The sequence below is a fragment of the Micromonospora sp. WMMD723 genome (assembly GCF_049863385.1).
Lineage (GTDB): Bacteria > Actinomycetota > Actinomycetes > Mycobacteriales > Micromonosporaceae > Micromonospora > Micromonospora wenchangensis.
On sequence record NZ_JBMKNR010000001.1, the window covers coordinates 146,562 to 166,439 of the forward strand.

Here is a 19,878-nt window from a genome sequence, read left to right on the forward strand (position 1 = left end):
GGCCACCGTGCGCACCCCCGACCTCACCACCGCCCGCTGGTTCACCAGCAGCCGCAGCACCAACAACGGCGACTGCGTCGAGTGTGCCGTCCTGCCCGACGGGGTGGCGGTGCGGGACAGCAAGGACCGGTCCGGCCCGGTGCTGATCTTCCCCGCCCGTCAGTGGGCGGCGTTCGTCGCCGCCACCCCGGCCCGCTCCCCCGGTCAGGCCGGCTGACCTCGCCCGACGCGGGCCGCCTTCCCCGAAGCAAGCCGCCAGCCGAACCGGCCGCACGCCAGGTGCCCGGAGACCGGGGACCGCCAGGTGCCCGAACCAGGGCAGCCAGGTGCCCGGACCAGGACAGCCAGGTGCCCGGACCAGGGCAGCCAGTCGGGCCGGGATCAGGTGAGGTAGCGGAGGATCGCCGGGAGGGGGTCGATCGGGATGGTGGTGTCGACCACCAGGCGGGGGCCGATCAGCGGTTCGTACCCGGTGCCGCGCTGCCGGGTCTGCTCCCAGGTCGGGGCGAGCGGGTCGGCGGTGTGCCGGGCCTCGACCCGGCGGCGCAGTTCCGCCTCATCGCCGCAGTACACCTCGATCAGCCGCAGCGGCACCCCGGCCCGCTCGGCCAGCTCGAACCAGAGCCCCCGGGTGCCGGCCGCCGGGTTGGCCGCGTCGATCACCACGCTGGTGCCCAGCCCCAGCTGCACCTCGGCCAGCCCGGCCAGCGCGTCGTAGCCGGCCTGGCCCGAACCGGGGCCGGTCAGCCCGTGCCGGGCCAGCGCCCGCTCGATCGGGTCGACCGTCAGCACCGCCGCGCCCAGCGCCACGCCGACCTGCCCGGCGAGGGTGCTCTTGCCCACGCCCGGCAGGCCGGCGAAGACGACCAGGAGCTGCGTCATGGCACCAGGTGCGACCGAACGTCCTCGGCGGCGGCGTCACCGTACGAGTTGGCCAGCCGCTTGACGAACACGTCGCGGCGCACGTCGTACTCCTGGGTGCCGACGGTCTCCAGCACCAGGGCGGCCAGCAGCGAGCCGACCTGGGCGGCGCGTTCCAGGCCGAGACCCCAGGACAGGGCGGCGAAGAAACCGGCCCGGAAGCCGTCGCCGACCCCGGTCGGGTCGACGGCCCGCGCGTCCCGGACGATCGGCACCCGCAACGACTCCCCGTCCCGGGTGGCGATCTCGACGCCGTCCTTGCCGAGGGTGGTGACCCGGATCTTCACCCGCTCCAGGAGCTGGGCGTCGGTGAGGCCGGCCTTGCTCTGCAGCAGCGACTTCTCGTAGTCGTTGGTCATCAGGTACTCGGCACCGTCGATCAGCGAGACCACGTCCGCGCCGTCCATCCGGGCGAGCTGCTGGGACGGGTCGGCGACGAAGGCGTAGCCCCGGTCCCGGCACTCGGCCGAGTGCCGGATCATCGCCTCCGGGTCGTTGGCGCTGACCAGGACCAGGTCGAGGCCGCCGAGCCGGTCCGCGACGGGGCCCAGCTCGATGTTGCGGGCCTCGCTCATCGCGCCCGCGTAGAACGAGGCGATCTGGCACATGTCGGTGTCGGTGGTGCAGACGAAGCGGGCGGTGTGCGCCACCTCACTGACGTGCACCGAGTCGCAGTCGACGCCGTGCCGCTCCAGCCAGGAGCGGTAGTCGGCGAAGTCGGCGCCGACCGCGCCGAGCAGGATCGGACGCAGCCCGAGCTGCCCCATGCCGAAGGCGATGTTGGCGGCCACCCCGCCCCGGCGCAGCACCAGGTCGTCCACCAGGAAGGAGAGCGACACCTTGTGCAGCTGGTCGGCGATGAGCTGGTCGGCGAAGCGACCCGGGAAGCTCATCAGGTGGTCGGTCGCGATCGAGCCGGTCACGGCGATCTTCATGTCAACCCTCGGGGTCGGGAGCACGGCGCGGGTCAGCCTACCGGTCCGGGCGGGACGACGAGGGGGCCGTCCCGGCGCGGGACGGCCCCCTCGGACGGACCGGGACTCAGCTGAACGAGTCGCCGCAGGCGCAGGAGCTGCCCGCGTTCGGGTTGTCGATGGTGAAGCCCTGGGCGTCGATCCGGTCGGCGAAGTCGATGGTCGCCCCGGCCAGGTAGGGGGCGCTCATCCGGTCGACGACGACCTCGACCCCGTCGAAGTCGGTGACGACGTCACCGTCGAGCGAACGCTCGTCGAAGAAGAGCTGGTATCGCAGGCCGGAGCAGCCACCCGGCTGCACCGCGACCCGCAGCCGCAGGTCGTCGCGGCCCTCCTGCTCGATCAGGGCCTTGACCTTCTGCGCCGCGACGTCGGTGAGGACGACGGAAGTGGGGGCCTGGGCCTCGGTCGGGTCGGTCTGCGCTGGCGTGGTCACGTGGAAATCTCCCTGCGCGGTATGGGTCCGGACACCCTGGCCAACAGCACGCGTCGCCCAGTGATTCCCGGTGTGGTCCAGCTCCGATGGTACGCCGCCCCGGCGGAGCCCACCCGGCCGGCGCGATCGCCGCCACGGCCCGCTCCCGGTGGCCCGGTCACCGGGCCACCGCCGGACCGGCCCCGGCAGCTCAGCGGCTCCACTGCCGGGCCAGCCGCGCGCCGAGCGCCCGCAGCCCCTCGGCGGGCCGGCCCATCGCCGCCGCCACCCCGCCGCGTTCCTCGCCGCCGAAGTGCTCCACCAGGCTGTACGCCTCGGTCACCCCGGCGGAGGCGGCCTCCCGCCGGCCGGTGCTCACCCGCCCCGCCAGCACCACGCAGGGCACCCCTCGGTCGCGGGCCGCCCCGGCCACCCCGGCGACCACCTTGCCGCGCAGCGACTGGTGGTCGAACGAGCCCTCCCCGGTGATCACCAGGTCGCAGTCGTCGAGGGCGGCGTCCAGGCCGATCGCCCGACCGACCAGGTCGATGCCGGATTCGCAGCGCCCGCCGAGGGCGAGGATCGCCGCGCCGAGGCCGCCGGCCGCGCCGCCCCCGGGCAGCGTGCCCAGGCCGGGCGGGCAGCCGGGCAGGTCCCGTTCCAGCACCGCCGCCCAGCGCTCCAGTGCGGCGTCGAGCAGCAGCACGTCGGCCCGGTCGGCGCCCTTCTGCGGCCCGTAGACACTGCTCGCGCCGTGCAGGCCGAGCAGCGGGTTGTCCACGTCGGTGGCGGCGACCAGGGTGGCGTCGCGCAACCGGGGCGTCCCGTCGAGGGCCGCGACGGCCCCCAGCGCCGCCCCGCCGTACGGCAGGGCCCGGCCCGCGTCGTCGAGGGGGGTCGCGCCGAGCGCGGCGAACAGGCCGGCCCCGCCGTCGTTGGTGCCGGAACCGCCCAACCCGACCACCACCGTCCGGGCCCCGTGCTCGACGGCGGCGGCGACCAGCGCGCCGAGACCGTACGAGGTGGTGGCCTTCGGGTCGCGTTCGGCGGCGGACAGCAGGTGCAGCCCGCACGCCTGGGCGCTCTCCAGGTAGCCGACCCCGTCGGCGGTGAGCAGGATCTCACCGGTGACGGGCCGGCCCAGCGGGTCGACCGTCGGCACCGGCACCCGGCGGCCGTCGAGCGCGCCCGCGAGCACCGTGACGAAGCCCGGTCCACCGTCGGCGAGGGGACGGATGAGCAGCTCGACGGCGTCGTCCACCTCACGCCAGCCGGCGGCGACGGCGGCGGCCACCTCCGGGGCCTCCAGGGTGCCGGCGAACTTGTCCGGGCAGAGCAGCACGCGCATGCCCCGAGTGTGGCAGGCCACATCGGCGCGGCGGCAGTGTGGCAGCCCACACCGGCAGCGGTCGTGCGAACGCCCCGTTGTGGGACCATGAGGACGTGACTTCGACCTGGGTGGAACCCTCCAACACGGCGACCGCGCTGCTGCTCCTCGGCCGTGGCAGCGACCCCGCCACCGAGCGTGGCGTGGAGTGTCCGGGAGACCTGCCGGCGCCGAGCGACCCCGACCTGGTAGCCCGGGCGACGGCGGCGAAGGCCGCGCTGGGCACGAAGGTGTTCGTCCTCGGCCACCACTACCAGCGCGACGAGGTGATCCAGTTCGCCGACGTCACAGGCGACTCGTTCAAGCTGGCCCGGGAGGCCGCGGCCCGGCCCGACGCGGAGTACATCGTCTTCTGCGGCGTGCACTTCATGGCCGAGAGCGCCGACATCCTCACCACCGATGCGCAGCGGGTCATCCTGCCCGACCTGGCGGCCGGTTGTTCGATGGCCGACATGGCGGTGCTGTCGCAGGTCGAGCGGGCCTGGGAGGTGCTGACCGACCTGGGCGTCGCGGCGGACACCGTGCCGGTGACGTACATGAACTCCTCGGCCGACATCAAGGGCTTCGTCGGCCGTAACGGCGGCGTGGTCTGCACCTCGTCGAACGCGAAGCGGGCGCTGGACTGGGCGTACGCGCAGGGTTCGAAGGTGCTGTTCCTGCCCGACCAGCACCTCGGCCGCAACACCGCCGTGCTGGAGCTGGGCTACTCGCTCGACGACTGTGTGCTCTACGACCCGCACAAGCCGAACGGCGGGCTCACCGCCGAGCAGGTCCGCGACGCGAAGATGATCCTCTGGCGGGGGCACTGCTCGGTGCACGGCCGGTTCACCCTGGACAGCGTGCAGGACGTCCGGGCCCGGGTGCCCGGGGTCACCGTGCTGGTGCACCCGGAGTGCCGGCACGAGGTGGTCACCGCCGCCGACCAGGTCGGTTCGACGGAATACATCATCAAGGCGATCGAGGCGGCCCCGGCCGGCTCGGCGTGGGCGGTCGGCACCGAGCTGAACCTGGTACGCCGGCTGGCGCTGGCCCACCCGGACAAGCAGATCATGTTCCTGGACAAGGCGGTCTGCTACTGCTCCACGATGAACCGGATCGACCTGCCGCACCTGGTCTGGGCGCTGGAGGAGCTGGTCGCCGGCCGGGTGGTCAACCAGATCACGGTCGACGCGGACACCGCGCACCACGCCCGGGTGGCGCTGGACCAGATGCTCGCCCTGCCGGGGGCCGACACCCCGCCACCCGCCACCGCCTGATTACCCGAAGTCACCACCGAGGTACGGGAACGTACCGGATTCCCCGGTTCGTTCCCGTCCCGGCGCGGTGACCAATTTGCATTTCGTCACGGAGGGCTATGCTGCCGGGGCGACGTACCGCGGGGACCGTTTTGGGCCGGCCCCGCTCCGGGTAGCTGGACAGCTCGTACCGGACAGCTGGACAGCATGCCCCATCATCGACTCACCCCGCACCACCCGACGCGCGCTGGAGGTTTGCGTTGACGGACGACGTCCTGGTCGTACACGGAGGTACCCCGCTCGAAGGGCGGATCCGCGTGCGCGGCGCGAAGAACCTGGTCTCCAAGGCGATGGTCGCGGCCCTGCTGGGCGACTCGCCCAGCCGGCTGTTCGACGTCCCCAAGATCCGTGACGTCGAGGTGGTCCGCGGGCTGCTCGGCCTGCACGGCGTGAAGGTGACCGACGGCACCGAGGACGGCGAGCTGGTCTTCGACCCGTCCAACGTCGAGAGCGCCAGCACCGACCAGATCAACGTGCACGCCGGGTCCAGCCGGATCCCGATCCTGTTCTGCGGCCCGCTGCTGCACCGCCTCGGCCACGCCTTCATCCCCGACCTGGGCGGCTGCCACATCGGCCCGCGCCCGATCGACTTCCACCTGCAGGCGCTGCGCGAGTTCGGCGCGACTGTCGACAAGACCCCCGAGGGTCTGCACCTGTCCGCGCCGAACGGGCTGCACGGCACCAAGTTCGCCCTGCCGTACCCGAGCGTCGGCGCGACCGAGCAGGTGCTGCTGACCGCGGTGATGGCCGAGGGCGTCACCGAGCTGCGCAACGCCGCCGTCGAGCCCGAGATCATCGACCTGATCTGCATCCTGCAGAAGATGGGCGCGATCATCAAGGTGCACACCGACCGGGTGATCGAGATCCAGGGCGTCAAGAAGCTGCACGGCTACACCCACCGGCCGATCCCCGACCGGATCGAGGCGGCGAGCTGGGCGGCGGCGGCACTGGCCACCCGGGGTGACGTCGAGGTGCTCGGCGCGCAGCAGGCCGACATGATGACCTTCCTGAACATCTTCCGCTCCGTCGGCGGCGAGTACGAGGTCACCGACGCCCGCCCGCCGAAGCTCGGTGACCCGGGCCAGGAGGGCGGTATCCGGTTCTGGCACCCGGGCGGCGAACTGAACGCGGTGGCGCTGGAGACCGACGTGCATCCCGGCTTCATGACCGACTGGCAGCAGCCCCTCGTGGTGGCGCTGACCCAGGCCCGGGGGCTGTCGATCGTCCACGAGACGGTCTACGAGCAGCGGCTGGGCTACACCGAGGCGCTGAACACGATGGGCGCCAACATCCAGGTCTACCGGGACTGCCTCGGCGGCACCCCGTGCCGGTTCGGCAGGCGCAACTTCAAGCACTCCGCGGTGATCGCCGGGCCGAGCAAGCTGCACGCCGCCGACCTGGTCATCCCGGACCTGCGGGCCGGGTTCAGCCACCTGATCGCCGCGCTCGCCGCCGAGGGCACCTCCCGGGTGTACGGCGTCGACCTGATCAACCGGGGCTACGAGGACTTCGAGGCGAAGCTGGCCAGCCTCGGCGCGCACGTCGAGCGGCCGTAACCAGCCGCGTCCCCCGGCCGGCCCCGACCCCTGCCGTCGGCCCGGCCGACCCGCTCCACCGAGCGCCCGGTGCACCCGTGATGTGCACCGGGCGCCGTCGTATGGCTACCCTTCACCTCGTGCCGTCGCTGTTTCGCCGCAAGTCCGCCGACTCCGACTCCTCCGCCACCGCCCCGGTGGTGACCGAGGAGCCACCCGCCGCGCGCCCCCGGGGCTACACCCCGAGCAAGAAGGAACTGGGCGTCGAGACCCCGAAGCGGCCGGTCGCCGGCCGCCGGCCGGCCGGCCCGACCCGGCCGCTGACCAAGGAGGAGGCCCGGGAGCAGCGTCGCAAGGCGCGCACCGAGGCCGCCGCCGAGTTCCGCCGCGAGGGTGGCCCCCGGGACCGGGGGCCGGAACGGCTGCTCGCCCGCAACGTGGTCGACTCCCGGCGGACCATCGGCACCTGGTTCTTCGGCGGCGCGTTGATCGTGCTGATCGGCTCGAACGCGGCGATGCCGCAGGTGATCCGGCTCGCCTCCAACGTGGTGTGGGGGGCGCTCGCGCTCGGCGTGGTGATCGACTCGGTGCTGATCTCCCGGCGGATCAAGAAGCTGGTGCGGGAACGCCACCCCAACAGCGGCGAGCGGATGGGGTCGCTCTACCTCTACGCGATCATGCGGTCGATCACCTTCCGCCGGATGCGCGCCCCGGCCCCCCGGGTGAACATCGGCGACCCGATCTGACAGGCGGTCAGGACGGGTGGCGCGGGTCGGGGGCCGGGCTGCGGTAGAGCCGGGCCACCACGTCCTCGATGTCCGGTTCGACGATCGAGAGGTCACGCAGCGCGGCCAACCCGGCCAGCGCGGCGACCACCTCCGCCACCCCCGCCGACTCCAACGCGTAGACCAGCCGGTGGCCGTCCGCCTCGACCCGGTGCAGCGCCGCCCCCGCCGGTCGCGGCGGGACCGCCAGCGGGGCGTCCAGGTCGGCGACGACGAGCCGGCGGGAGCCGTACCGGGCGTGCAGGGCGGCGATCGTCCCGTCGTGCACCACCCGACCGTGGTCGACCACCACCAGCCGGGCGCAGAGCCGCTCGATGTCGGCCAGGTCGTGCGTGGTGAGCACCAGGGTGGTGTCGCCGGTACGGCCCAGCTCGGCGAGGAAGCCCCGGACGGCCTGCTTGCTCACCACGTCCAGCCCGATGGTCGGTTCGTCGAGGAAGAGCACCTGCGGGTCGTGCAGCAGCGCGGCGGTCAACTCGCCCCGCATCCGCTGCCCCAGCGAGAGCTGGCGGACCGGGGTGACCAGGAAGTCGTCCAGGTCGAGCAGGTCGCGGCAGCGGCGCAGCCGGGCGGCGTGCGCGGCGGCCGGCACCCGGTAGAGGTGCCGCAGCAGGTCGAACGAGTCGGCCAGCGGCAGGTCCCACCAGAGCTGGGAACGCTGGCCGAAGACCACCCCGATCCGCAGCGCCAGCCGGGTCCGGTCGGCGACCGGGCGCAGCCCGCACACCCGGGCCTGACCCGCCGACGGGCTCAGCACCCCGGTGAGCATCTTCAGGGTGGTCGACTTGCCCGCCCCGTTCGGGCCGATGTAGCCGAGCATCTCGCCGCGCTCCACCCGCAGGTCGATGCCGTCCACGGCGGTGACGGTCCGCTTCTGTCGACGCAGCCGGCCCGCCTTCACCCGTACCGTGAACTCCTTGCGCAGCCCGTCCAGCTCGATGACGCTCATGACCCCGTACTCCGGTAGTGGCGGATGCCGGTGCGCCAGGCCGCCGCCGCGACGGCGACGGCGACCAGCGCCACCCCCGGCGCCGCCCAGCCGGCCCACGACGGCAGGCCGAGCGGGTCGGCGCGGCCCAGCAGCGCCAGCGCCGGCTGGTAACTGACGAAGGCGAACCCCAGGCCGTACGCGAAGGCGGCCCGGAACCACCCCTCGAAGACGGTCACCGGGTACGTGGTGAAGTCCCGCCCGCCGTAGGTGACCGAGTTGGCCAGCTCACCGGAGTCCACCCACCAGAACGACACGGTGGCGGTCGCCACGAAGAGCGACCCGAAGAACACCACCCCGGCCAGCGGGGCGACCACCGCCAACGCCACCCGGGCCGGTGTCCAGTCGATCCCGGCCGAGGTCAGCGCCACCGCCAGCACGCCCACCCCGAACACGCCCCGCGACACCTTGCGCAGCGGCAGGTTCATCAGCAGCAGTTGGGGCAGCGCACCGAGCGGGCGCAGCAGCACCGCGTCGAACAGGCCGGTCCGCACGTGGGTGGGTAGCCGCTCGATGTTGCCGACCAGCAGGTCCGCCACCGCGAAGGCGCTGGACGACAGCCCCACCATCACCAGCGTCTCGCGCAGCGTGAACCCGCCCAGCTCCCGGGTCACCCCGTAGATCACCAGGACGGTGACCACGTCGAACACGGTGGCCCCCACGTTGCCCACCAGGTCCAGCAGGAACGACGCCCGGTAGGTGGTCTGCGCGCGGGCCTGTGCCCCGAGCAACGCCCGGTACGCCCCGAACGTCCCACCCGGCCGGGCGGGACGTTCCTCGGTCACCGTCGCCCGGTACTCAACCACCCTGCACCACCAGGCGACGTTCGGCCCGCCGCTGCACCAGCCGGCAGGCGGCCAGCACCAGCACCGCCCAGCCGAGCTGGAGCGCGACCAGGCCGACCTGGACCGCCGGCGGGTCCCGCTCCACCAGGACGTCGAGCGGGGTCTGCATCAGGCTCGGGAACGGGGTGCCACACCACAGCAGCAGTTGCAGCCACTGCGGCAGGAACCGCAGCGGGAAGTAGAGCCCGGCCAGCACCCCCGAGCCGAGGGTCCACAGCAGCAGCGGACCCCGCGCGTCCTGCCACCAGTAGGCGGCGGCGTTGACCAGGAACCGGCAACCGAAGCAGAGCACCACGGCGGTCACCACGGAGACCACGAAGAGCCCGACGGTGGGCCACCGCGACGGCAGGTAGACGTCGAAGAAGATCGGCCCGACCAGGACCGGCGGCAGCAGCCGGGCCAGTGCCGCGTACCCGGCCCGACCCAGGTCGGTGGCGAGGTAGCTGGTCACCGGATGGACCGGGCGGAGCAGGTCGGCGGCCACGTCGCCGGTGCGGATCCGGTCGGCGAGGTCGCTCCAGCCCCAGAGCAGCACGACGGCGAGCAGCCCCTGACCCATCCAGACGAAGGTCGCGAGCTGGGCCCGGTCGTACCCGCCGACGGTCCCGGAACCGGCCGCGGCCAGCAGCACCGCGCAGTGCAGGAAGCCGAACACGGTGTTGGTCACGGCACCGGCCACGGCCGCCTGCCGGTAGGTGGAGTAGCGACGGAAGCCGGCCCGGGATAAAGCCCCGAATGTCCGGAACCATCGGGTAACGTTTGCGCTCGTGGACGGAGCCGCAGTGGCGGTGACCGAGCCCACGCCGTTACCCTCCTTCCGCAGCCCCGCCGTGCCGGCCGGGGGACTCTACCGGCATCCCGGGGCGCCCTGCACGACAATTTGCAACGAGGTGACACCGCCGTGAGCGAGCGACGCGAGCCGGGCATCGGGCCGCGCCGCACGCGTGGACCCGGAGCCCCCAGGTGACGGGCTGGTCCGACCGCTGGGACGCCCCCGCGGAACCGTCCTGGGTGATCGAGCCGACCGGCGAGTGGCACCCGCAGTTCCCCGGGCAGCGCTATCCCGGCGACCTCGGCTCCCAGTACGCCGACCCCCGGGGACGGGTCACCGCCTCCGGCCGCGCCGAGGTGCCCCCGCTCGCCCCGACCCGCTCCGACGGCACGTACCTCGGCCGGTCCTGGTCCGACCTGGACGACGGGCCGCCCCGCCGGGACGACCCCCGCGACGAGCGGCACGCCCACGACCCGTACCGCCGGCTGGCCGACGAGACGTACCGGGGGCCCACCGACGAGGCGTACCGACGGCCCGCCGACGAGGCGTACCGGCGGCCGTCGGACGAGCCGGTCTGGCAGCGGGAACGCCGGCAGCCCGCAGCCGAGCGGCACGACGACCGGCCGGCCGACCGGATCAGCTGGTCGGACCGGCGGCGCGACCCCGACGAGGGCCCGCCCCGGCGGCGGACCACCGGCGAACGCCCCACCGTCATGCCCGGTCACCGGGGCGACGACGAGCCACACCACCGCGCCGCCGACCGGTACGACCCGTACCCGGCCGGACCCGCACCGGGCGGGGACCTGCCGGCCCGGTTCCGGGAGGACGACCCGCCCCGTCGGGACGCCGACCGGCGGCCCGCCGCCCACGGGCACGCGGACCGGTGGCAGCGCCCGCTCCACGACACCCCGCCGGTCCGCCCCCGCGACGACATCCCGCCCGGCCGCCCACCACGCCACGACGGCCGGGGCACGACGCCTGCCATCCCCGAGGAGCGGTGGCAGCATCCGCGGAGCCGCGACGAGCGCCTGCCTGCTCAGCCGTACGAGCCGGCGGCCCGCCACGTGGCGTACCCCGACCTGCGTCCGCAGGACGAGCCGTACCGCGAGCCGTGGGGTCGTACCGGCCCCACCGGGCCCCGCCCGACCCGGGAACCGGACCACGGCCGCGACGGGCGACCGGCGTACCCCACCAGGCACGAGCCGCCCACCCGCCACGAGGGCCGTCCGGCGGCCTGGGCCACGCCGGGGCAGCCCGGCGACGGTCGTGCCGGCGGCGGTACGCCGCTCCTCGACCCGTCGCCCGGCCGTCCGGTGTCCGGCGCACCGGTCTCCGGGCTGCCGGTGTCACCGGCCCCGGCGTCGTCGGCCTCGTCGTCGTCGACCCCGATGTCGCCGGCCCCGGCGTCGTCGCCACCCGGCACGACCACGGCGGGCCGACCCGCGACCGGTCCGTGGGGTCCCCGGCCCGGTCCTCCCCCACCGCCGGCCGGCGCCCGGCCGGGTGGCTCCGACGCACCGGCACCGACGGCCCACCGGCCGACCCCCCAACCACCGGACGCCCCCGCGTCCCCCACCGAGCTGCCCACCCGCAGGCGTCACGCCGCCGGCCGGCCGCCCATCCCCGCCCCGGACCAGGCCGCCCCGGTCTCCGCGTCGCCGGCCGGCCGGTTGCACGTCGAGTTCCGCCGGCCGTCGGAGAACGCGCCACCGGTCGACCGGCCCGCCGGACACTCCCCGACCGCACCCGGGACCGACCGACCCACCGACCCGGGTGCTGCCCGGCCCCCCTCGGCCGCACCCGCCGTCGGTTCCGGGACCGACCGGCCCACCGGCCCGGATGGCTTCCGGCGCTCCTCCGCCGCACCCGACTCCGGGACCACACGGCCCACCGACCCGGGTGACTTCCGGCACTCCTCCGCCGCACCCGACACCGGGACCACACGGCCCACCGACCCGGGTACCGCTGGACGCCCCCCGGCGGCCCCCGCCACCGACGTCCCCGCCCTGGAGATCACCCCCGACCGGCCCCGCCGGTACGTTCCGCCGGCACCGGAGCCCGGCGGCACCGGCCGTCCCGTCAGCGCCGCCCCGACCACGCCGGGAGGCTCGGCGGCCTGGTTCCGGCCCGGCCGGTCGACCCCCACGCCGACCACCCCGCCCGACGGTACGACGGCGGCCGGCCGACCGACGGGCGATGCCGCGCCGGCCCCGGCCACGACCGGCCGCCCGGACCCGCCCGACGGGGCACCGACCGGTGGCACGGACGTTCCCGTGCCCCGCTCGCCGGCACCCCCGTCGCACCCCACCGACCCGGGCCCGCTCCTCCCGACCACCGGCGACCCGGGTCGGTCGACCGCCCCGGCCGGTGGCCCCGCCGACCCCGGTGTCCGGGCCTCCGCCGCAACCGGGGCGCACCCCGTGAACGGCCCGGCCGACGTCGAAGCCGCCGCCCGGCAGCCCGGTGCCGGGCACCCCGTCCCGGCGACCCCCGCCGCCCTGCCCGACGCTCCCGATCCGGTCGGCGCGACCCGTCGAACCGCCGGGAGTCCTCCCGCGACACCGGACCCGGCCACCCCGCCGGACGTGCCGGGCAGGGACGACCCGGAGAACCGGTCCGGCGCGGCGGACGTCGACGCCGGACCGACGCGGGAGTCCACTCCGGTCGCCACCACCGGCCGCGACCCGGACGGCGACCACGCCGTCCCGGCGGTCGTCCCCGACCGCATCGCCCCGGTGTCCCCCGCCACCGCCACCGATACCGACAGCACCGTCACCGGTCCGGTCGACCCCGCCACGCCCGACGCCGTCCTGCCCGATGCCGTCCTGCCTGACGCCGCCCTGCCTGACGCCGCCCTCACCGGCAGCGCACCGACCGGCATCACCACGGCCCCACCGGCAGGCACCGCCGCTGCCGGTCCGGCCGGCACCGCCGTGGGACGCGACGACCTGGACCGCACCCGGCCGACGGACCCCGGAGGCGGCACCACCACGAAGGACGACGCAGCGGCCCGCACCGGTCCGGCCGACACCCGTCCGGCCGGCACCGGCACCGGCACCGGCACCGGAGACGACGAACCGCGCCGCACCTTTCAGGTCGGCACCGGCCCGGACAGCACCGTGGCCGTCGGCACCGGGCCGGACAGCACCATGGCCGTCGGCACCGGACCGGACAGCACCGTAGCCGTCGGCACCGGCCCGGACAGCGCTCTGACCGGCGGCACCGGGACGGGCGGTGGCGATCCGGCGGCCCCGGTGACGGTCGGCGATCCGCACGGACCCGCGTCGCCGGACCGGACCGTCCCGGTGAGCCCGGCCACGACTACGCAGCAGCTGGCGACCCCGGACCGACCCACCAGCGTCGATCCGCTGGCGACCGGGGACCGGACCGGCACCACGGACGGCCCGGCAGGCACCGACCGGGCCACCGCCCCGGACCGGACCGCGCCCGACGGCCAGGCCACCCTCGCGGACCGGCCGGCAGACCCGGACCGGGCCGGCACCACGGAACAGGGGGCCGGCGGGGACCACGCCAGCATCAGGCAGCACGGGGACCGGGCCACCACTGCGGGCCCGCCCGTGGCCACCCCCGCGTCCGGGGACGCCGCGACGGCGGTCCGGCAGGCCGACCCGGAGCAGGTGCTCGCCGGCTACCGGTGGCGGCTGGACCCGGAGACCCTGCGCGAGGTGGCCGAGGACCCGGCGGAGCTACGCAGCATCCGCCGCCGGTTGACCGAGAAGCTCGCCTCGGCCCTGGACAACCGGGCCCGCGCCCGGCTGCTCAGCCTGCGGGCGGTGCTGTCCCGGCTGGTCGACGACCTGGACGACGCGGTGGCCGACGGCCGGCTCGCGTTGACCTACGCGGAGGCGACAGGCGAGCTGCGGCGTACCGCGCTGGCCCGGGCGCGGCTGGCCGAGGCGCTGCGCTGGAAGGGCGAGTTCACCGAGGCCGACCGGCTGTTCACCGAGGCCAACTCGACGGAACTGCCGGACCGGCTGCGCTCGGCGCTGCACGAGCACGCCGGCCGGTCCTGCTACGACCAGGGCCGCTTGATCGAGGCGTGTGGACACTTCGAACGGGCCCTGGACCTGTACCGGGCCGAGGACGCGGAGCTGACCGACCGGATCGCGGTGTGCCTGGACGCGGTGCACGCCCGCGCGGCGGCCCGGGGCGGCTTCGGGCCGTACCCGCGTAGTCGCGACGAGGTGCGGCACGGCCGCCGGTCCCCGCGCCCCACCCACGACGGCCGGGGCCGCTGGGGGTACGCCGACACCGACGGTGAGCTGGTCGTCGACTACCGGTACGTCGAGGCGCAGCCGTTCCACGAGCGGATGGCCTGGGTACGCCGCCCCGACCAGGCCGGGTGGGAGCTGATCGACGAGACGGGCGGCACCCTGCTCGGTCCCGCGTACGCCCGGGTGCTGGCCTTCTCCGACGGCCTGGCCTGGGTGTCGCAGGGCGGCGACGCGGACTGGTCGGCGATCGAGCCGGACGGGACGGTGGTGGTGCCGGCGGGGTTCGAGGAGGTCAGGCCGTTCCGGGCCGGGGTGGCGGCGGTGCGCCGGGGCGGCTGGGGGGCGGTGGACCGGCACGGTCGACTGGTCGTCCCGCCGCGTTACCACGGCATCGACACGACGCTGTCCGACGGTCGTCGGCTCGACGGGTTCACCGACGAGGGGCTGGCCGTGGTGGAGCTGGCCGGCCGGCGTGGGGTGCTCGACCGCACCGGTGCCGTGCTGGTCCGGCCGGTGCACCCGGCACTGGTGGTGCACCCGGTGGCGTTCCTGGTCGGTGACGGGATGAACCACTGGGGAGCGCTGGACCGGCGGGGCGAACCGCTGATCCCCCCGGTGCACGCCGACTGGGACACGGTGGTGGCGGAGATCGACCGGCTGCTCGCCGACACCCACCCCGTGCTCTGACGCCGGTTGCGCCGACGGGTGCCCGGCACCGGACGGGGCTAGGGTCGGAGCATGGAATTCCGACACCTTGGCCGCTCGGGCCTCATGGTCAGTGAGATCTCGTACGGCAACTGGATCACCCACGGTTCGCAGGTCGAGGAGGAGGCGGCGCTGGCGTGTGTCCGGGCCGCCCTGGACACCGGCATCACCACCTTCGACACCGCCGACGTCTATGCCGGTACGCGGGCCGAGACGGTGCTCGGCAAGGCGCTGGCCGGGGAGCGCCGGGAGGGGCTGGAGATCTTCACGAAGGTCTTCTGGCCGACCGGTCCCGGCCGCAACGACCGGGGCCTGTCCCGCAAGCACATCATGGAGTCGATCGACGGCTCGCTGCGTCGCCTCCAGACCGACCACGTCGACCTCTACCAGGCCCACCGGTACGACTACAGCACGCCGCTGGAGGAGACGATGGAGGCGTTCGCCGACGTCGTGCACGCCGGCAAGGCGCACTACATCGGCGTCTCGGAGTGGAAGGCGTCGCAGCTACGCGAGGCGCACGCCCTCGCCCGGGAGCTGCGCATCCCGCTGGTGTCCAACCAGCCGCAGTACTCGATGCTGTGGCGGGTCATCGAGGCCGAGGTGGTGCCGGCCAGCGAGGAGCTGGGCATCTCGCAGATCGTCTGGTCACCGATGGCGCAGGGGGTGTTGTCCGGCAAGTACCTGCCGGGTCAGCCGCCGCCCGCCGGTTCCCGGGCCACCGACGAGAAGTCCGGCGCGAACTTCATCGCGCAGTGGCTCAACGACGAGGTGCTGACCCGGGTACAGCAGCTCAAGCCGCTCGCCGAGCAGGCCGGGCTGACCATGCCGCAGCTCGCCGTCGCCTGGGTGTTGCAGAACCCCAACGTCGCCTCGGCGATCATCGGCGCGTCCCGCCCGGAGCAGGTGCACGACAACGTCAAGGCCGCCGGGGTGACCCTGGAGGCCGACCTGCTCAAGGCCATCGACGACATCGTCGCCCCGGTCACCGAGCGCGACCCGGCCAAGACGGAGAGCCCGGCCAAGCGGCCCTGACCGGCACCGGCCGCACCCCACCCCGGATCGTCGCGGGGTGGGGTGCGGTCAGCTCTGCCAGAACCGGATCAGGGACAGCGCGGTGCCGTAGAGCCACGGCGGCAGCCCGAGCAGGTCGCTGAGCCAGAACACGGCGCTGAAGAACCAGCCGCCGATACGCGGGTTCCACAGCAGCGCGAACAGCAGGATGAACCCGAACGGCGCGAAGATGTCGTACATCCGGCGGTACTGCGGGCTGAGCCACGGCTGGATCATGTTGCCGCCGTCCAGGCCGGGCACCGGCAGCAGGTTCAGTACGCTCGCGGTGAGCTGGAGGAACCCCAGCAGCGCCACCCCGGCCCAGAACTCGACCGGGCCGCCCGCGTCGATGCCCACCCGCAGCACCACCACCAGCAGCAGGGTGAACAGCACGTTGGTGGCCGGGCCGGCGAGGCTGACCAGGGTGTGCCGCAGCCGGCCCGGGATGGCGTGCCGGTCCACCCAGACCGCCCCGCCGGGCAGGCCGATGCCGCCGAGCAGCACCACCACCACCGGCAGCACGATCGACAGCAGCGGGTGGGTGTACTTCAGCGGGTTCAACGTCAGGTAGCCCCGGTGGGCGATGTCCCGGTCGCCGGCCCGGTAGGCGACCACGGCGTGCGCGTACTCGTGCAGGCACAGCGAGACCAGCCAGCCGGAGACGACGAAGAGGAACACGTCGAACCGGACGTTGCCCACCCCGTTCCAGGTGAGCACGCCACTGGTGACGAAGAGCGCGACCAGGGCCAGGAAGACCGGGCTGGGCCGGAACGCCGCCCGGGGCACACCGAGCACCAGCGGCTCGCCCCCCGGGCGGTCGCCCGCCATCACTCCGCCGTCGGCAGCAGGCTCATCCGGTAGTCCACCCGGTCGTCCTCGACGAGCGTGACCGCGGTGACGCCGGACGACGCGAGCTCCCGCCAGGTCTGGCCGATCCAGGACTCGGCGTCCGCCTGGCTGCTGAACGTCTCCGCCGGCCCGTCGACCGCTGCGCCGTCCGTGCCCTCGTACCGCCAGCTCCACGCCATGCCGCGTCTCCCCTCGCCGCTCAACCGTCCCCGGGGGACGGACCCCCGCAAGCGTAGTCGGCCGGCACCGCCGCGCACCGCACGCACGTCCCCGCGCCCGGGTTCCGCCCAGCGTGACGGGTCCGGGCCGGCGGGCGGGGCCGGGTCGGGCGGCTTTAAGGTACGGGCATGTCGGTTGAGGGGTGGAACACGGTCCTGGTGCTCGGCGGTATCCGTTCGGGCAAGTCGGAGTTCGCCGAGTCCCTGGTGGCCGACGCGCCCACGGTGCGTTATGTGGCGACCTCGGCCGCCGCCGACCCGGACGACACCGAGTGGGCCGCCCGGCTGGCCGCCCACCGGGCCCGCCGGCCGGGCAGCTGGACCACCGAGGAGACCGCCGACGACCCGCGCCGGCTGGCCGACGTGCTCGCCTCGGCCGGGCCGAACGAGACGCTGCTCGTGGACGACCTGGGCGGTTGGGTGACCGTGCTGCTCGACCCGGCCCACCAGCCGGCCGACGACGTCGCCACCATCACCGAACTGGCCGACGCGGTACGCGCCAGCGAGGCACGGATCGTGCTGGTCAGCCCCGAGGTGGGGCTGTCGCTGGTGCCGACCACCCCGCTGGGGCGGGCGTTCGCCGACGCGCTGGGCGCCGCCAACCGGGCCGTCGCGGACGCCTGCGACGCGGTCGCGCTGGTGGTCGCCGGCCAGCCGGCCTGGCTGAAGCCGTCGGCACCGGTCCCGCCGGTCGGCGTACCCACCCGGGCCGCCGCCCCGGCGGACGGGCTGGACGCCAGCGCCCCGGCCTCCGTCGCCACGGTCCCGGCCGACGGGCCGCTGCCGGAGGTGCTCACCCCCACGGTGCCGCCGGCTGCGCAGACCCCGGCCGGCACGACCTGGACCACGCCGACCATGGCGCTGCCGGTGGTCGCCACGGGCCTGGTCATCCAGCCCGGCATGGAACTGCCGATGCCCGACGAGTACGCCGGCCCGCAGGCGGTGCAGCGGCTCGGCACCCTGGACCTGCCGGGGGCCGGGCTGGGCGTGCTGGAACGGGTGGTCGAGTTCGCCGCCGCCACCCAGGGCACCCCCACCCCGACGCCGTGGACGGACGTCCGGGTGCTGCTGCTGCACGGCGACCACGCCGGTGGCGTGGCGGCCGGGGCACCGGTCGGCGAGTCGACCCGGCTGGCCCGGCAGGCCCGCGCCGGCCGGGGGGCGCTGGCCCGGCTGGCCGCCGAGAACGGGGCCGGCCTGCAGGTGGTGGACGCCCCGCCGGCCGCGCCGATCGAGCACGGGCCGGCGCTGGACGCCGACACCGTCGAGTCGGCGCTGCGCTACGGCTGGCGGTTGGCCGAGGAGGCCGCCGAGGCGGGCGTACGGCTGCTGGTGCTGGGGGCGTGCGGCGCGGGCGCGGAGGCCGCCGCCGCGGCGGTGCTGGTCGCGACGGCCGGCGCGGAGGCCCCGACGGTGCTCGGCCGGGTGCACACCGCCGACGGCGAGATCGACGACGCGGCCTGGATGGTGCGGTGCGCGACGGTCCGCGACGCGCTGCACCGCACCCGGCGCTCCCCCCGCGACGCCAAGGACATCCTGGCCGAGTTGGGCGGCGGTGACATGGCGGTGGCCTGCGGTGTGCTGCTCGGGGCGACCGCCCGCCGGGTGCCGGTGCTGCTCGACGGACCGGTCGGGCTGGCCGCCGGCATGGTCGCCCGGGATCTGGCCGGCCAGGCCCGGCACTGGTGCCTGCTGGTCGACCACGGCGGTCACCCGGCGGTGCGGCTCGCCGCCGACGTGCTCGGCCTGACCCCGCTGCTGGACCTGCGGCTCGACCTGGGCGAGGGGGCGAACGCGTTGGCCGCCCTGCCGCTGCTGCGCTCGGTGCTGGCGCTGGCCGGGTCGCTGCCGGCGCACCCGCACCACGGCGGCCCCGACGACGAGGCCACCGGTACCGCCGCGACCACCCCCGACGCCGAACCGGAGCCCGGCACGCCGGTGGCCGCCGAACCGATTGTCGCCGCGCCGGAGCCCACCACGCCGGAGGCCGCCGGGGGCGAGGCGGCGCAGGCCGACGTCACCCCGGAGTTCGCCGAGCCGACGCCGGCCGGACCGGGGCCGACCACCACCGCACCCACCGACGCCGAGCCGGAGGCCGACCCGTCCGGCCGGCGTGCCGGCTGAGTCGGGGCGCGGCGACGGGCTCCGGCTGGCGCTGACCACCCTCACCACCGTCCCGGTCCGGGCCGGCCGGATCGACCGGGCGACGGCGGGCACCGCGATGGCGCTCGCGCCCCTGGTCGGGCTGCTGCTCGGGGCGGTGCTGGGCGCGCTGCTGCTCGGCCTGGCCGCGCTCGCCCCGCCCCTGGTCGCCGCCGGGGTGACCGTCGCGGCGGCAGCCCTGCTCACCCGGGGGCTGCACCTGGACGGGCTGGCCGACACCGTGGACGCGTTGGGCTCCTACCGGCGGGGCACGGCAGCACTGGAGATCATGAAGAAGCCGGACGTCGGCCCGTTCGGCGTGGCCGCGCTGGTGGTCGTCCTGCTGCTGCAGACCGCGACGCTGGCCGAGCTGGCCGGGCGGTCCTGGCCGGCGGTGCTCGCGGGGGTGCTGGCCGGCACCGCCGCCGGCCGGCTCGGGGTGACCCTGGCCTGCCGCCGGGGGGTGCCGGCCGCCCGCCCCGACGGGCTGGGCGCGCTGGTCGCCGGGACGGTCGGGCCCGTCGCGCCGGTCGTCGGCGCGGTCACCGTCGCGCTGGTGGCGGTGCCGGCCGTGCCGGGCCGGCCGTGGCAGGGGCCGCTGGCCGTGCTCGCCGCGCTCGCCGTCGCCACCGGCCTGCTGCGCCATCTGGTACGCCGGCTCGGCGGCATCACCGGCGACGTGCTGGGGGCCGTCGTGGAGGTGGTGACCACGCTGGTCTACCTGGGCTTGGTGCTGTCCGGCTGAGGACGACGCGGCGCGCC

General features: G+C 75.3%; 17 protein-coding genes. 8 read left to right on the forward strand and 9 right to left on the reverse strand.

The features are described from left to right. Window positions 1-7: 7 nt before the first annotated feature. Window positions 8-217 (forward strand): DUF397 domain-containing protein, encoded by a 210-nt coding sequence (locus ACN261_RS00695; protein ID WP_363651516.1) that lies wholly within the window; start codon window positions 8-10, stop codon window positions 215-217. 164 nt (window positions 218-381) lie between these two features. Here the strand turns inward: ACN261_RS00695 and ACN261_RS00700 are convergent, their stop codons facing one another. The 4 genes from ACN261_RS00700 to ACN261_RS00715 all read right to left on the reverse strand — a co-directional run bounded on the left by ACN261_RS00700 (window position 382) and on the right by ACN261_RS00715 (window position 3,658). Further along, the gene (locus tag ACN261_RS00700) at window positions 382-882 is read right to left on the reverse strand and encodes an AAA family ATPase (protein WP_425847801.1); all 501 of its coding nucleotides are present in this window, start codon (window positions 880-882) and stop codon (window positions 382-384) included. Then, window positions 879-1,856, reverse strand: coding sequence for a carbohydrate kinase family protein (locus ACN261_RS00705; protein WP_421483521.1), 978 nt, complete (start codon window positions 1,854-1,856; stop codon window positions 879-881). The genes ACN261_RS00700 and ACN261_RS00705 overlap by 4 nt, the downstream gene beginning before the upstream one ends. A gap of 106 nt (window positions 1,857-1,962) precedes the next feature. Continuing rightward, window positions 1,963-2,331, reverse strand: coding sequence for an iron-sulfur cluster insertion protein ErpA (erpA, locus tag ACN261_RS00710; protein WP_204959360.1), 369 nt, complete (start codon window positions 2,329-2,331; stop codon window positions 1,963-1,965). Between the two features lie 190 nt (window positions 2,332-2,521). Next, window positions 2,522-3,658 carry a glycerate kinase gene (locus ACN261_RS00715; protein WP_421483522.1) on the reverse strand — a complete coding sequence of 379 codons (1,137 nt, stop codon included), beginning with the start codon at window positions 3,656-3,658 and terminating at the stop codon, window positions 2,522-2,524. A 95-nt stretch (window positions 3,659-3,753) separates the two neighbouring features. Between ACN261_RS00715 and nadA the strand changes: the two genes are divergently transcribed. The 3 genes from nadA to ACN261_RS00730 all read left to right on the forward strand — a co-directional run bounded on the left by nadA (window position 3,754) and on the right by ACN261_RS00730 (window position 7,273). Further along, the gene (gene nadA / locus ACN261_RS00720) at window positions 3,754-4,953 is read left to right on the forward strand and encodes a quinolinate synthase NadA (RefSeq protein ID WP_204927849.1); all 1,200 of its coding nucleotides are present in this window, start codon (window positions 3,754-3,756) and stop codon (window positions 4,951-4,953) included. 239 nt (window positions 4,954-5,192) lie between these two features. Beyond that, window positions 5,193-6,548, forward strand: coding sequence for a UDP-N-acetylglucosamine 1-carboxyvinyltransferase (murA, locus tag ACN261_RS00725; protein WP_421483523.1), 1,356 nt, complete (start codon window positions 5,193-5,195; stop codon window positions 6,546-6,548). A 101-nt stretch (window positions 6,549-6,649) separates the two neighbouring features. Continuing rightward, a complete protein-coding gene (locus tag ACN261_RS00730) occupies window positions 6,650-7,273 on the forward strand; it encodes a DUF3043 domain-containing protein (protein WP_204927851.1) in 624 nt (207 codons plus the stop codon). 7 nt (window positions 7,274-7,280) lie between these two features. On the opposite strand, the gene ACN261_RS00735 is transcribed toward ACN261_RS00730, so the two are convergent. Genes ACN261_RS00735 through ACN261_RS00745 form a run of 3 tightly spaced genes read right to left on the reverse strand, consistent with a single transcriptional unit; the run spans window position 7,281 to window position 9,947 of the window. Then, entirely contained in the window at window positions 7,281-8,261 is a 981-nt protein-coding gene (locus ACN261_RS00735) for an ABC transporter ATP-binding protein (protein WP_425847806.1), read from the reverse strand. Further along, window positions 8,258-9,085, reverse strand: coding sequence for an ABC transporter permease (locus ACN261_RS00740; RefSeq protein ID WP_425847809.1), 828 nt, complete (start codon window positions 9,083-9,085; stop codon window positions 8,258-8,260). The genes ACN261_RS00735 and ACN261_RS00740 overlap by 4 nt, the downstream gene beginning before the upstream one ends. 13 nt (window positions 9,086-9,098) lie before the next feature. Further along, a complete protein-coding gene (locus ACN261_RS00745) occupies window positions 9,099-9,947 on the reverse strand; it encodes an ABC transporter permease (protein WP_425847811.1) in 849 nt (282 codons plus the stop codon). Window positions 9,948-10,108: 161 nt separating this feature from the next. On the opposite strand from ACN261_RS00745, the gene ACN261_RS00750 reads away from it, so the two are divergent. Next, a complete protein-coding gene (locus tag ACN261_RS00750; RefSeq protein WP_425847813.1) occupies window positions 10,109-14,839 on the forward strand; it encodes a WG repeat-containing protein in 4,731 nt (1,576 codons plus the stop codon). Window positions 14,840-14,890: 51 nt separating this feature from the next. Beyond that, on the forward strand, window positions 14,891-15,889 hold the full coding sequence (locus tag ACN261_RS00755) for an aldo/keto reductase family protein (RefSeq protein WP_421483528.1): 999 nt from the start codon (window positions 14,891-14,893) through the stop codon (window positions 15,887-15,889). Window positions 15,890-15,937: 48 nt separating this feature from the next. Here ACN261_RS00755 and ACN261_RS00760 read toward each other — a convergent pair whose 3' ends face one another. After that, window positions 15,938-16,735, reverse strand: a complete 798-nt coding sequence (locus tag ACN261_RS00760; protein ID WP_357932328.1) for a site-2 protease family protein — start codon at window positions 16,733-16,735, stop codon at window positions 15,938-15,940. Beyond that, a complete protein-coding gene (locus tag ACN261_RS00765; RefSeq protein WP_088644650.1) occupies window positions 16,735-16,935 on the reverse strand; it encodes a hypothetical protein in 201 nt (66 codons plus the stop codon). The genes ACN261_RS00760 and ACN261_RS00765 overlap by 1 nt, the downstream gene beginning before the upstream one ends. Before the next feature lie 168 nt (window positions 16,936-17,103). Here ACN261_RS00765 and ACN261_RS00770 point away from each other — a divergent pair, with 168 nt between their 5' ends. Both ACN261_RS00770 and cobS read left to right on the forward strand, forming a co-directional pair. Beyond that, window positions 17,104-19,098: a bifunctional adenosylcobinamide kinase/adenosylcobinamide-phosphate guanylyltransferase gene (locus ACN261_RS00770; protein WP_421483529.1), complete on the forward strand. Its 1,995-nt coding sequence runs from the start codon at window positions 17,104-17,106 to the stop codon at window positions 19,096-19,098. Continuing rightward, entirely contained in the window at window positions 19,088-19,861 is a 774-nt protein-coding gene (gene cobS, locus ACN261_RS00775) for an adenosylcobinamide-GDP ribazoletransferase (RefSeq protein ID WP_421483530.1), read from the forward strand. Before ACN261_RS00770 ends, cobS begins: the two co-directional genes overlap by 11 nt. The last annotated feature ends 17 nt before the right edge of the window (window positions 19,862-19,878 follow it).

What these genes read in the sequence shown, in the direction of transcription:
- ACN261_RS00715 (WP_421483522.1), bottom strand. Translation starts at nt 3,658, where the DNA reads ATGCGCGTGCTGCTCTGCCCGGACAAGTTCGCCGGCACCCTGGAGGCC.
- ACN261_RS00760 (WP_357932328.1), bottom strand. Translation starts at nt 16,735, where the DNA reads ATGGCGGGCGACCGCCCGGGGGGCGAGCCGCTGGTGCTCGGTGTGCCC.
- ACN261_RS00755 (WP_421483528.1), top strand. Translation starts at nt 14,891, where the DNA reads ATGGAATTCCGACACCTTGGCCGCTCGGGCCTCATGGTCAGTGAGATC.
- ACN261_RS00705 (WP_421483521.1), bottom strand. Translation starts at nt 1,856, where the DNA reads ATGAAGATCGCCGTGACCGGCTCGATCGCGACCGACCACCTGATGAGC.
- ACN261_RS00765 (WP_088644650.1), bottom strand. Translation starts at nt 16,935, where the DNA reads ATGGCGTGGAGCTGGCGGTACGAGGGCACGGACGGCGCAGCGGTCGAC.
- ACN261_RS00730 (WP_204927851.1), top strand. Translation starts at nt 6,650, where the DNA reads ATGGCTACCCTTCACCTCGTGCCGTCGCTGTTTCGCCGCAAGTCCGCC.
- ACN261_RS00735 (WP_425847806.1), bottom strand. Translation starts at nt 8,261, where the DNA reads ATGAGCGTCATCGAGCTGGACGGGCTGCGCAAGGAGTTCACGGTACGG.
- ACN261_RS00700 (WP_425847801.1), bottom strand. Translation starts at nt 882, where the DNA reads ATGACGCAGCTCCTGGTCGTCTTCGCCGGCCTGCCGGGCGTGGGCAAG.
- ACN261_RS00770 (WP_421483529.1), top strand. Translation starts at nt 17,104, where the DNA reads ATGTCGGTTGAGGGGTGGAACACGGTCCTGGTGCTCGGCGGTATCCGT.